This is a genomic window from Massilia haematophila (assembly GCF_042647645.1).
Taxonomy (GTDB): Bacteria; Pseudomonadota; Gammaproteobacteria; order Burkholderiales; family Burkholderiaceae_D; genus Telluria; species Telluria haematophila.
Genome location: NZ_JBHRVV010000001.1, coordinates 2,823,592 through 2,836,319, shown reverse-complemented (window position 1 = coordinate 2,836,319; position 12,728 = coordinate 2,823,592). Strand labels below are relative to the sequence as shown.

Genomic DNA, 12,728 nt, shown 5'->3' with positions numbered 1-12,728 from the left:
CTTGATGTCGGATTCTCGCCGCGTCGTGTCGGATTTTCGTTCTCGCGGGTTTTCAAAGGCTGATAGCGGCGGATTTGCCCGCTCCTTTTCGCACTTCAGGTGGCGAATTGCCCCATCCGCCGCAAATTCAAAGCGGCACAAACGAGCTTCCACTCGGCCTTCACTTTCTGAAGGCCCCGCAAGCTGAAGCTGCGAAAGCCCAGCACATGCTTGATCCAGGCGTTGGGAGCTTCGACGATAGCTTTGCGTCGTCGATATGCCGCCTTTGCCAAAGGCGTCTGCATCTTGCTGCGCATGGCTAGCGTATGCGGGTTGGCCTTGGCGTCGATCTTGGCGAGATCCTGTCCTTCTCTGCCAAGAGCGACATATAGGTCGGTCGGGTGTGATGCCAACTGGGCAAACGTCGCCTCGGCCCGGTAGCCGGCATCGGCAAGTGTGATGCATGGAGCATGGCCTGTCGCGGCCTCGACGGCGGCGAGCATCGGTGCCAGGTTGCCAGCATCGGCTCCACAATTGGTAAGTTCAGCGGCGACGATGATATGGGCATGGGCATCGACCGCCGTCTGGCCGTTGTAGCATTGGTCAAAGCCGCCACCAGCACGTTTCATGATGCGGCTGTCGGGGTCGGTGAAATTCTCCTGCGCCGAGTCTTCCGGAATGCCGAAGTCGCGCTTGTAGCGGTTGCCGTTTTTGTTCTTTGGCTTGCCGTCCTTGTCGCGCGGGATGCGTTCGTCATCCTCGCTGCGCCCCTTGCTGCGATCCGCTTCGCGCTGCCTCGCTTCGAGCCGCTCGCGTGCCGCCTGAATCACCTTCAGCCTCTGCTCGCGTCGCTCAAGCTCGGCCGGAATATCCAGTTCCGGCTCATTGCGCTCGGCTGCATCGGTTTGCTTGGCACGCTCCATTAATTGATCGATCTGCGCCTTGAGCTCTGCTTCGGTGTCGATCATGCGCTGGTAGCTCATCGCCTTATGGCGCGACGCTGAGGCCTTGACCTTGGTGCCATCGATTGCGACTGTCCCCAACTTTACCATGCCGCACTCGCGCGCCAACTTCACCACCTGCACGAATAGTCCGGCCAACTCATCCAGATGCAAGGCGCGAAAATCGCAGATCGTCCGGTGCTTCGGAAAGTTACCGGCCGCGAGAACCCGGAATGCCACGTCCTCATGCAGCTTACGCGCGATCTTGCGCGACGAGAAGACACCGCTCGCGTAGGCATAGAGCAGCACCTTGACCATCATCCCGGGGTGGAACGGCTGGTTGCGCGGACCACCGCCGGCGTAGCGGACATGAAAAGCACTCAGGTCGAGCAAATCGACCGTATCGCTGATGAAATAAGCCAGATGCCCTTCGGGCAGCCATTCCTCCAGCGCGGGCGGCAACAAAAACTGCTGCTGAGGATCGTAGGGAAGATAACTGGTCGTCATCCTCCCTCAACGTTTGCCCTGCCTCATCCGATGACACGATCCTCTCTGCCGCGCAGACTCCTAGGCGCCCGCGTCCACCGCGTCCAGCGCCAGCCGCGCCATCGCCAGTGCCCCTTCATAGGACTTGGCCGCCGCGATGAACCTGCCGTTGTGGCAGAAGGTCGCATCCGGCACGCCGGTCACCGCCGCCAGGTCGGCGTCGCGCAGGCCGGCCCAGGACGCGGGCAGGTCGGCACGTGCCTCGAAGCTTTCCGGGCTGACCGATACCGTATGCAGCATGTAGCGCCGTTCGCCGATGCTGTGGCTGATGACGAACAGCACCTTCGGCATTTCCTTGCGTACCACGCTCGACCAGGGCAGGGCGCTGTTGTGCAGGTAGAGCAGGCGGCCGTTATGCAGGGTCTCGGCGTCGCGCACCTGTTCGACCGCGAGCAGGGCGCCGACGCGGTATTTCACGGCATTGACCATGATGTCGGTCAGCAGGGCCATCGCGCGGCGGAATTCCTGCAGGCGGTAGGCTTCGGTCGGCGCGCCATAGCCGATGCGCTCTTCATCCAGCCAGTTCGGGTTGAAGCCCGAGACGATGGCCGACAGGCCGTAGCCACCCGGCGCGTTCTTGGCGGCGCCGACGTCGGACAGGTCGAGGTATTGCACGATGTCGGCGTCGATCGAATACGCCATCTCGAGCGCGGTGCTGTCCTTCAGCTGGCAGCCCAGGTGGGCGGCGGCCAGCGCGGCGACGCAGCGCGCGCCGTATTCGCGCCAGACCAGGCCGGCGCTGGCATAGGGCACACCGCTGGCGCGGGCGCCGTCGAAGCCTTTCTGGTGGTGGTCGAAGCGGCCGCGGGCCGGGTCCCAGATGCCGCCGACGTCGACCGCGAAATCGGCCGCCTCGATGGTGGCCGTGTCGCGCGTGCGCACCAGTTCGGCCTCGGGATACAGGATGTTCAGTACGGCGCAAGCCCATGCGTCATCCGCATGGAACTTGCCATTGTGGGTCACGATGACCATGGAATTCCTCTTTTCTATCGATTTCTGGGCCGAATGATACTGTCTTTGGGACTGGTGCGCGAATGCCCCACAGGTGGGCAGCGGCGGGGGCGCCATGCAGCCGCATGCCCTGTACCGGTGCAGCGGGGAACAATTGCAACAAAAAAATAGGAAACGCCCAAGCCTTGAGGTATCGTGTGGTTCTTGAAGATCGGGCAACGTTTCCGATCATGAACGACAACATCCAGGCGACAGCCAGGTCGCCGCACATGCAATGGGGAACATGTAGATGAATGAGTTGGTCAGTACCATCAATGGAATTATCTGGAGCCCGGCACTGATCGTGCTGTGCCTGGGAGCGGGCCTGTATTTCTCGCTGCGCTCGCGTTTCCTCCAATTGCGCCATTTCCGTGAAATGACGCGCATCATGTTCGAGGGAAAGAGTTCGGAGCAGGGCGTCTCTTCCTTCCAGGCCCTGACCATGACCCTGGCCGGCCGCGTCGGCACCGGCAACATCGCCGGCGTGGCGACCGCGATCACCTTCGGCGGCCCCGGCGCCGTATTCTGGATGTGGGCGGTGGCCTTCCTCGGCGCCAGCTCGGCCTTCGTCGAATCGACCCTGGGCCAGGTCTACAAGGAGCAGATCGCCAAGGAATACCGCGGCGGCCCGGCCTTCTACATCGAGAAGGGCCTGGGCATGAAGTGGTATGCGCTGACCTTCGCCTTCGCCACCATCCTCGCCACCGGCCTGCTGCTGCCGGGCGTGCAGGCCAATTCGATTGCGGAAGGCCTGAAGACCGCCGTCGGCATCGACCCGAACGTCACCGCGGCGCTGCTGGCGATCGCGCTGGGCTTCATCATCTTCGGCGGCGTCAAGCGCATCGCCACCTTTGCGGAACTGATCGTGCCCTTCATGGCGCTCGGCTACATCATCGTCGCCTGCGTCATCATCTTCCTGCACATCGAGCAGCTGCCGGGCGTCCTGAAGCTGATCTTCAGCTCGGCCTTCGGCCTGGACGCGGGCTTCGGCGCCATCATCGGCATGGCCATCCAGTGGGGCGTGAAGCGCGGCGTGTACTCGAACGAGGCCGGCCAGGGCACCGGCCCGCATGCCTCGTCGGCCGCGGAAGTGAGCCACCCGGCCAAGCAGGGCCTGGTGCAGGGCTTCTCGGTCTACGTCGACACCCTGTTCGTGTGCTCGGCCACCGCCTTCATGCTGCTCATCACCGGCCAGTACAACGTCGAGGGCCCGAACGGCGTCGCGATGTACACCGGCGTGCAGGGCGTGGCCAGCGGCCCGGGCTACGTGCAGACCGCGCTGGAAAACACGATGCCGGGCTTCGGCGCGATCTTCGTCGCGATGGCGCTGCTGTTCTTCGCCTTTACCACCATCGTCGCCTACTATTACATCGCCGAGACCAACATCGCCTACATCGACCGCCATGCGCGCCATCCGTGGATGAAGTTCGCGCTGAAGGTCGCGATCATCGCCGCCACCGTCTACGGCACCGTCAAGACCGCCGACGTGGCCTGGGCCCTGGGCGACATCGGCGTCGGCCTGATGGCCTGGCTGAACCTGGTCGCGATCCTGTTGATGCGCAACGTCGCCTTCAAGTGCCTGCGCGACTACGAGGCCCAGAAGGCCGCGGGCAAGGATCCGCAGTTCGATCCGGTGGCGCTGGGGATCAAGAATGCGCATTACTGGGAGCGGCGTCTCGGCGAAAGCAAGGCCGCCGGCGAGACCGAGAAGGTCGTCGGTTAAAGGCACCGCGAAAAACGTAGGGTGGGCACGCCGTGCCCACGCGTTACGTGCGCATCCTTTCCGCGTTGGCCGGCACCGATCGCCCGCCAACCTCAAGCTCGGCCCGTTCGCCTCCAGCGCGCGCTTTGCGGGCGACAGGCCGCCGCCTGCGGCTACCGGCGCCGTGCGTAACGCGTGGGCACAGAGTGCCCACCCTACGGTTCCATCGCAAACGACAGCAGCTCCGGCTGCTGTTTTCTATTGGCTGCGCGGTTCCCGGGACTTGCCGATCTCCGCCAGGATCGCCATCAGCTGCCCGGTGTCGGCCGGCTTGACCAGGTGATGGGTGAAGCCGGCGGCGAGCGAGCGCCGGCGGTCGCTCTCGTGGCCGTAGCCGGTGACGGCGATCAGGACCGCATTGGCCGTCTCGGGCTGCGCGCGCAGGCGCCGCGCCAGCTCGTAGCCGTCAACGTCGGGCAGGCCGATGTCGAGCACGCAGGCATCAAGCCGCTCGCGGCGTGCGCGCTCGAGCGCGGCGTGCGAGCTGTGTTCGACCGCGACGCGGTGGCCCAGGCTCTCCAGCACCATGGCCAGCATCGCCGCCGCATCGGCGTTGTCGTCGACCACCAGCACCCGCAGGCCGCCGCCGGCCGGATCCGCCGCGCTCTCGGTGCCGTGCGCGGCGCCAGCCGCGGCGCCGGCGGCCAGGCGCGGCAGGCAGACGCGGAATACGCTGCCCTTGCCAAGCCCGGCGCTGTCGCAGGTGACGCTGCCGCCATGCAGCTCGACCAGGCTCTTGACGAGCGCCAGGCCGAGTCCGAGGCCGCCGGCGGAACGGTCGGAACTGCGTTCGGCCTGCGAGAACAGGTCGAAGGCGTGCGCGGCGAGGTCGGGCGTCATGCCGATGCCGTTGTCGGCCACCTCGATGCACACCTGCGTGGCCGACACGTCCGCGCTCAGCGTGATGGCACCGCCCTCGTTGGTGTACTTGGCCGCGTTGTTGAGGATGTTGGTGACGACCTGCACCAGCCGCTTCCTGTCGCCCATCACGCTCGCCGGCTCCGGCGCCATGTGCGTGTGCAGGCGATGGCGGCGCAGCTGGATCAGCGGCGACACCTGCTCGATGGCCTCGTGCACGACCTGGTGGAGGTCGACCGCCGCATTGTCCAGTTCGACCAGGCCGCGCGTGACGCGCGAGACGTCGAGCAGGTCGTTGATCAGGTGGCTCATGTGGTCGACCTGGCGGCCGATGATCTGGCTGGTGTGGCGCACGCGGTCTTCGTCCAGCTTGCCCATGCGTAGCAGGTGCGCCGCCGCGCCGATCGGCGCCAGCGGGTTGCGCAGCTCATGCGCGAGCATCGCCAGGAACTCGTCCTTGCGGCGGTCCGCCTCCCTGAGCTTTTCCTCGGCTGACTTGCGCTCGGTGATGTCGCGGAAGAACACCGCAAGCCGGCCTTCCGGCAACGCATAGGCCCGGATGTCGAGCCAGGTCGCACCGTCCGGGAGCAGCTGCAGGTATTCGAGATTGGCCGGCAGCCTGCTCGACTGCACGCGCCGGTAGAGTGCTTCGACCGGGCCGTCGGCCAGCTCCGGCATGGCCGACCACAGCTTGCGCCCGAGCAGCCCGGCGCGCGTCGTGTGCGACAGCTTCGCGCCGATCTCGTTGATCTGCAGGATGGTCCAGTCGCTGTCGAGCAGGGCGAAGCCTTCGGTCATGCTGTCGAAGATGTGCCGGCTCTGGTCGCGCTCGGCGCGCAGCTCGGCCTGGGCGCGCGCGCTCTCGACGGCGAACCAGGTGCGGTCGACCATGTCCTCGGCCATCGCGATCTGTTCGGGCGTCCAGTGGCGCGCCTCGGCGTGGTGCAGGCTCAGGACGGCGCGCAGGCGCCCTTCTTTCATCAGCGGGATGGCCAGGACCGCGCGGATGCCGCTCGCCCGGTAGGCCGCGGTATGGCGCGCGCCGACCGGGTCGGCCAGGATATCGTCGATGACGACGTTATGCCCGGCGCGCAGCACGTCGACGATGGCGGCGCCGAAGTCGTCCAGGTGCAGGCGCATGCCGCTCATCGAGCCCAGGCTGCCGTCGGTCCAGTCGCGACCGAGGGCGAGGTGCTCGGCCGTCTCGTCCGCCTCGCCGTAGACGACGCGGCCGCAGCCGACGGCCTTGCCGAGCAGCTCGCTGGCCGTGGCCGTGACTTCCTCGGGATCGAGCAGGGGACGGATGCGGTCGGCCAGCGCCAGCTGGAAGGCGTGGCGCCGCTCCGCGGCCTGTACCGATTCGAGCAGCGAACGCAGGCGCTCCTCGCTTTCGCGGAGCGCGATCTTGTTTACTTTTTCTTCGTGGATGTCGGTCGAGGTGCCGAACCAGCGCTCGATCCTGCCGTCCTCGCCCAGGTAGGGCTCGGCGCGCACCAGGAACCAGCGGTAGCCGCCCGCGGCCGAGCGGATGCGGTGCTCGACGTGGAAGCCGCTGCGCTCCTCGTAGGCGATGTTCCACGCCGCCATGGTCGCGGCGCGATCGTCGGGATGGACGAATTCCTCGGCCACGTGGGCCGGGGTGGTGGAATCGATGGGAACGCCGGTATAGGCCTCCCACTGGTGATTGAAATAGACGCCGCGGCCCGACGCGTCGATGATCCAGACGATCTGCGGAATCGACTCGGCCATCTGGCGGAAGTTGCGTTCGCTTTCGCGCAGCGCCTGTTCCGTCTTCACCTGCGCGCTGACGTCGCGGAAATAGAAGGACAGGCCGGTCGCGACCGGCGCGATCCGCACCTGGTACCACTTCTGGTGGTCCGGGTAGTACGAGGTGACCTCGGCGGCGGCCTGCTCGTGCATGGCCTTGCGGTAGGCCGTCTCGAAAGGCGTGCCGCACAGGGGAGGGTAGGCTTCCCAGATCGAGCGCCCGAGGATGTGCTCGCGCGCCACGCCGAGCAGCCGCTCGGCCTGCTGGTTCACATACGTGAATTCCCAGTCGCGGTTGACCGAATAGAAACCGTCCGAAATGCTTTCGAGGATGGCGACAGCTTCCTGCGCCATCTGCTGCGAGGAGTTCTGACTGTCGTGCATGGGAACTCCTTCGGCATTTTCGATAAACCTGGATTATATAGGTCGATCAACATGCCTGCTGCTGGACAGGGGAAATCAATTTCGTCAATGCCGGCCTACTTGGAAGAAGCCTTCCTGCCCGCGCGCAGCGCGGGCAGGATGCTCAAGCGGCCGGGCAGGGCCTGCTGCCGCGCCGGTCCTTCAGAACTTGTGCCACAGGCGTGCAAAGTACGCCGCGCCGTTCAGGCCGAACTGCACGCTCTCGTACTTGAAACCGTTGTCGGTCTCGTTCGGATCCTGCTCGGATGGCTTGACGTTGAAGATGTTGGTGCCGCCCACGGTCAGCTTGGTTTTGTCGCTGAAGGACCAGGTAAAGGCCAGGTCGGCCGAGGTCTTCGGTTCGTAGTAGGCGTTCGGCACCGGCGGGCCCGAGAAGGTGCCCAGGGTCTGCGCGCCGAAGTGGATGATGCGGAAGTCCGTGCCCAGCTTGCCCTGCGTATACTCGAAGCCGAGCGTGGCCTTGCGGCGCGGGCCGCCCTGTTCGATGAACAGGCGCTCGCGCTCGGACAGCAGCACGTCCTCGAAACCGGCCAGCGCGCTCGGCGCGTGCACGCCGGTCACTTCGGTCTTGCTAAAGTTCAGCGCCAGGAAGGTGTTCAGGCGGCCAGCTGCCAGCGGCATGCGGTGCGAGGCGGTGATGTCCAGGCCTTTGGTTTCGGTGTCGACCGAGTTGACGAAGAACTGGGCCTGGCCCACGCCCAGGGTCTGCAGGGTCGCGCCCAGCGCCGGGTAGTTCTCGGCGTCGAAGCGGCCCGAGAGCACGATGCGGTCGTCGATGTCGATGCGGTACAGGTCGGCCGTGACCGAGGTCGATGGCGACGGTGTCCAGGTCGCGCCCAGCGTGACGCTCTTCGACTTTTCCTCGGTCAGCTTCGGGATCCCGGCCGCGTTGGCGACCGCGCCGCCGTTCGGCGCCAGCACCACGTCGAGCGGCTGGCCGCTCACGAAGTCGGTGAAGGTCGACGAGAAGTAGACCTGCTGCAGCGAGGGCGCGCGGAAACCGGTGCTGGCCGAGGCGCGCAGCAGCACGTCGCCGCCGAGCTTGAAGGCGGCGGCGAGCTTGCCGTCGGTGGTCGAGCCGAAGTCGGAGAAGCGCTCGTGGCGCAGCGCCGCCTGCAGCTTCAGGCGTTCGGTGAGGTCGGCCTCGAGGTCGAGGTAGGCGGCGCTGCTGTGGCGGCCGCGATCGGTGGCGTCGCCCGGCTGGAAGCCCGGGAAGCCCTGGCTGCCGGCGTTGCCGCCCGCGCCCACGCCGTCGGCGTCGATGTAGGAACCCGGTTCGCCGGCGAAGATGCGGTAGTTCTCCTTGCGGTACTCGAAGCCGAAGGCGGCGTTCAGGCCGTTGAAGATGCCGCCGTAGTAGCGGCTGAAGTCGGCGTTGGTGGTCAGCTGCCTGAAGTCGAAGCCGCCGGCCGAGAACGAGTCCGGGCTGACCCCGCTGCCGCCGCGGATGAAGTCGAGCTGGGCGATCGAGGCGTTGAGCGTGTTGGCGATCGTGTAGTCGAGGCGGTTGTAGCCGTAGGTCTGCGAGAAGTCCGCGCTCCAGTCGCCGAACTTGGTGCGGTAGCCGAGGGTGGCGTAGCGGTCCTTCAGGTCGCCGTTGATGAAGGGGACGAATCCGTCTGGATACATGGCGGCCGAGTTGCGCGAAGGGATGTCGTCCGAGCCGACGCCGCCGCGCGCAAAGGCGGCCGACGACGCGTCGCGGCGCTGGGCGCCGGCGGTGAGGTACACCTTGCCGCCGCCGAGGGCGAAGTCGCCATTGATGTACACGGTCTGGTTCTCGGTCTTGCTGTCGCCGATGATGCGCGGGTTGCCTTCCTCGGCGCGGTTCGAGCGGCCGCGGTAGAGGTATTCGCCGGTCACGCCGAAGCTGCCGCCGGCGACCGGGATGCCGCAGTAGGCCGACGCCAGGTAGTTGTCGCCGTCGCCTTCGGTGTACTGGCCCCAGCCCGCGACCGCTTCGCAGCCCAGGTTCTTCTTGAGTTCGATGTTCATCACGCCGGCGATCGCGTCCGAGCCGTACTGGGCGGCGGCGCCGTCGCGCAGCACCTGCACGTTACGGATCGCCATCATCGGGATCGCGTTCAGGTCGGTGCCGGTGTTGCCGCGGTTGCGCGCGCCGAACAGGTTGACCAGGGCGGTGGTGTGGCGGCGCTTGCCGTTGACCAGGACCAGGGTCTGGTCCGAGCCGAGGCCGCGCAGGGCCGCCGAGTCGACCAGGTCGGCGCCGTCGGCGCCGCTCTGGCGCGTGGAGTTGAACGAAGGGGAGATGTTGGTCAGCGTCTGCGCCAGGTCGAACTGGCTGCCCTGTTCCGCCAGGCGCGTCATCGGGATGATGTCGACCGGGACCGGCGTGTCGGTGCTGGACGCGGCGCCGGTACGGCGGGTGCCGACCACGTGCACGCTTTGCATCGCGGCTGACTCGGCGGCGGCGGGCGTGGCCGGCACGGTGGACGCTTCGGTCTGGGCAAGGGCCGGTGGAACGAAAGCGGCCAGCGCGCCGCCGCCATACAGGGCAAGCAGCACCGCGCGGCGAAGCTGAGTTGGATTAACCACGAAACATCTCCAGTGAGAAAAATTTCATGCTAATCAATATTTACAAGCTCAACTACTGGCTGTGACTGAAACACAACGGATGCACCAAAATGGGGTGGGTGATGATGAGGTTGTCTATGCAGGATGCGTGGAAATGGCGGGTGTTATGGGGCGGATACGCGCATTCATGCGGTCTTGCGGCGTGTATTGCGGATGGTCAAACGTTGTGATGGTGGGTTCGAGAACCCACCCTACGGACCTGTATTGCGGATGGTCAAACGTTGTGATGGTGGGTAGGGTGGACACCCGTGTCCACGCTGTCTCACCGCATGCACGAAGACAGCTCTGTTCCAGTCGGATTGGGTGAGATGCGAGGGGTTTGTAGGGTGGGTTCTCGAACCCACCCGGTCTCACGGCGTGCATTGCCGATCATTCACCGTTGTACTGGTGGGTACAAGAACCCACCCTACAACGGATCACATCATCGCTCCGGCATCGTTCTCGGTGATTTTGCTGTTACGTATCACCGCGTGGGCACAGGTGCCCACCCTACGAATCCTCAGGCTGCCTGCCCGCGCAACGCCGCTTCGCTCCGCAACACCTTCGCCGCCTCGACCATGTTGCGCAGCGCCGCGCGCGTCTCGGGCCAGTCGCGTGTCTTCAGGCCGCAGTCGGGATTGACCCACAGCTGCGCCGGCGGGATCGCCGCGGCCGCCTTGCGCATCAGGCGCAGGATGTCGTCGACGCTGGGCACGCGCGGCGAGTGGATGTCGTACACGCCCGGGCCGATCGCGTTCGGGTAGGCGAAGTCGCCGAAACCGCGCAGCAGTTCCATGTCGGAGCGGCTGGTCTCGATGGTGATGACGTCGGCGTCCATCGCCGCGATCGCCGGCAGGATGTCGTTGAACTCGGCGTAGCACATGTGGGTGTGCAGCTGGGTGCTGTCGGCGATGTTCGAGGCGGCGATGCGGAAGGCGCGCGCGGCCCAGTCCAGGTAGTCGCGCCAGAGCGCGCGGCGTAGCGGCAGGCCTTCGCGCAGGGCCGGCTCGTCGATCTGGATGATGCCGATGCCGGCCGCCTCCAGGTCCGTCACTTCGTCGCGGATCGCCAGCGCGATCTGCAGCGCGGTGGTGGCGCGCGGCTGGTCGTCGCGCACGAACGACCACTGCAGGATGGTCACCGGGCCGGTCAGCATGCCTTTCACCGGACGCGCGGTGAGGCCCTGGGCATAGGCGCTCCAGGCCACCGTCATCGCCTGGCTGCGCGCGACGTCGCCGAACAGCACCGGCGGCTTCACGCAGCGCGAGCCATACGATTGCACCCAGCCGTTGGCGCTGAAGGCAAAGCCATCGAGCTGCTCGCCGAAGTACTCGACCATGTCGTTGCGTTCGGCCTCGCCGTGCACCAGCACGTCGATGCCCAGCAGCTCCTGTTCGCGCACTGCCTGTGCGATCTCGCGCCGCATCGCCGCTTCGTAGTCCTCGCGCGCCAGGTCGCCGCGTTTGAAGGCGGCGCGGGCGGCGCGGATCGCCGCCGTCTGCGGGAACGAGCCGATGGTGGTGGTCGGGTAGAGCGGCAATTGGAAGCGCGCGGCCTGTGCCGCCTGGCGCACGGGGAAGGGGCTGGCGCGGCGGTCGGCACCTGGGGCCAGGCTGGCGAGACGGCGCGCGACTTCCGGCTTGCGCACGCGCGGGCTGGCGGCGCGCGCCTCGGCCGCGGCGCGCGAGGCGCACAGTTCGGTCCAGACGCTGCCGTCGCCCTCGACCAGCGCGTTGCGCAGGACGCGCAGTTCGTCGAGCTTCTCCTCGGCGCCGGCGAGCCAGCCGCGCAGCTCGGCATCGATGGCGGCGTCCTCGCGCAGCGACAGCGGCACGTGCAGCAGCGAGCAGGAAGGCGCGAGCCAGAGTTCGCCGCGGCGCTGGGCCAGCGGCCGCAGCAGGGCCAGCGCGCGGTCGAGATCCGTGCGCCAGATATTGCGGCCGTCGACGATGCCGGCCGAGAGCACCTTGTTATCGGGCAGCCAATCGGCCACCGCCTGCAGCTCGTGCGCGGCGCGCACGCCGTCCACGTGCAGGCCGGCCACCGGCAGCTTGCAGGCCACGCTCAGCTGGCCTTCGAGCGGCGAAAAATAGGTGGCCAGCAGCAGCGGGACCTGGCTGGTGGCCAATTGGTGATAGGCGCGCTCGAAGGCGAGCAGCCAGGCGCCCGGCAGGTCGAGGCCGAGGATGGGTTCGTCGAGCTGGACCCAGGCCACGCCTGCACGCTTCAGTTGCACCAGCAGTTGCACGTAGACCGGCAGCAGCTCGTCCAGCAGGTCGAGCCGGTCGATGCCGTCCTCCTTCGCCTTGCCCAGCCAGAGGAAGGTCAGGGGGCCGAGCAGCGCTACCTTGACCTGGTGGCCGAGCGCCTGCGCCTCGGCGACCTCGGCCAGCAGGCGGTCGGAGGCCAGCGCGAAGCGGGTGGCGCGGTCGAACTCGGGGACCAGGTAGTGGTAGTTGGTGTCGAACCACTTGGTCATTTCCAGCGCCGGCTTGCCGCCGCCGTGCCCAGCGCAGCAGGCCGCGCTGTCATGCTGACCCTCATGCCTGCCAGTGGGTTCGCGGGCGACGCCGCGCGCCAGCGTGAAGTAGCGCGCCAGCGTTGACTCGCCGCCGTCGAAACCGAAGCGCGCTGGCTCGCAGCCGAACAGCTGGATGTGGTTGGCGACGTGGTCGTAGAAGGCGAAGTCGCCGACCGTGACGAAGTCGAGCCCGGCCTGCGCCTGCTGCTGCCAGTGGCGTGCGCGCAGGGCGGCGCCGACCGCTTCCAGTTGCGCCTCGTCCGTTTCGCCGCGCCAGTGACCTTCGAGGGCGAACTTCAGCTCGCGTTGCAGGCCAATGCGTGGGTAGCCGAGGGTATGAATTCTAATCATGATAATCTCAATTTGT

The 12,728-nt window shown here is 66.6% G+C and carries 6 protein-coding genes; 1 reads left to right on the top strand and 5 read right to left on the bottom strand.

Annotated features, from left to right (window positions below):
• Window positions 1-95 precede the first annotated feature (95 nt).
• Window positions 96-1,427 (bottom strand): IS1182 family transposase, encoded by a 1,332-nt coding sequence (locus ACFOPH_RS12620; protein WP_379735573.1) that lies wholly within the window; start codon window positions 1,425-1,427, stop codon window positions 96-98.
• 60 nt (window positions 1,428-1,487) lie between these two features.
• Window positions 1,488-2,438 (bottom strand): MYG1 family protein, encoded by a 951-nt coding sequence (locus ACFOPH_RS12615; protein WP_379735571.1) that lies wholly within the window; start codon window positions 2,436-2,438, stop codon window positions 1,488-1,490.
• Window positions 2,439-2,706: 268 nt separating this feature from the next.
• Here ACFOPH_RS12615 and ACFOPH_RS12610 point away from each other — a divergent pair, with 268 nt between their 5' ends.
• Entirely contained in the window at window positions 2,707-4,179 is a 1,473-nt protein-coding gene (locus ACFOPH_RS12610) for an alanine/glycine:cation symporter family protein (RefSeq protein WP_312553329.1), read from the top strand.
• Window positions 4,180-4,416: 237 nt separating this feature from the next.
• Here ACFOPH_RS12610 and ACFOPH_RS12605 read toward each other — a convergent pair whose 3' ends face one another.
• From ACFOPH_RS12605 to metE, 3 genes are all read right to left on the bottom strand, one after another.
• Window positions 4,417-7,227 carry a hybrid sensor histidine kinase/response regulator gene (locus ACFOPH_RS12605; protein ID WP_379735569.1) on the bottom strand — a complete coding sequence of 937 codons (2,811 nt, stop codon included), beginning with the start codon at window positions 7,225-7,227 and terminating at the stop codon, window positions 4,417-4,419.
• A gap of 180 nt (window positions 7,228-7,407) precedes the next feature.
• Entirely contained in the window at window positions 7,408-9,822 is a 2,415-nt protein-coding gene (locus ACFOPH_RS12600; protein ID WP_312552998.1) for a TonB-dependent receptor plug domain-containing protein, read from the bottom strand.
• Between the two features lie 538 nt (window positions 9,823-10,360).
• Window positions 10,361-12,712 (bottom strand): 5-methyltetrahydropteroyltriglutamate--homocysteine S-methyltransferase, encoded by a 2,352-nt coding sequence (gene metE / locus ACFOPH_RS12595; RefSeq protein ID WP_379735566.1) that lies wholly within the window; start codon window positions 12,710-12,712, stop codon window positions 10,361-10,363.
• Window positions 12,713-12,728: the final 16 nt, after the last annotated feature.

What these genes read in the sequence shown, in the direction of transcription:
- ACFOPH_RS12620 (WP_379735573.1), bottom strand. Translation starts at nt 1,427, where the DNA reads ATGACGACCAGTTATCTTCCCTACGATCCTCAGCAGCAGTTTTTGTTG.
- ACFOPH_RS12615 (WP_379735571.1), bottom strand. Translation starts at nt 2,438, where the DNA reads ATGGTCATCGTGACCCACAATGGCAAGTTCCATGCGGATGACGCATGG.
- ACFOPH_RS12610 (WP_312553329.1), top strand. Translation starts at nt 2,707, where the DNA reads ATGAATGAGTTGGTCAGTACCATCAATGGAATTATCTGGAGCCCGGCA.
- ACFOPH_RS12605 (WP_379735569.1), bottom strand. Translation starts at nt 7,227, where the DNA reads ATGCACGACAGTCAGAACTCCTCGCAGCAGATGGCGCAGGAAGCTGTC.
- metE (WP_379735566.1), bottom strand. Translation starts at nt 12,712, where the DNA reads ATGATTAGAATTCATACCCTCGGCTACCCACGCATTGGCCTGCAACGC.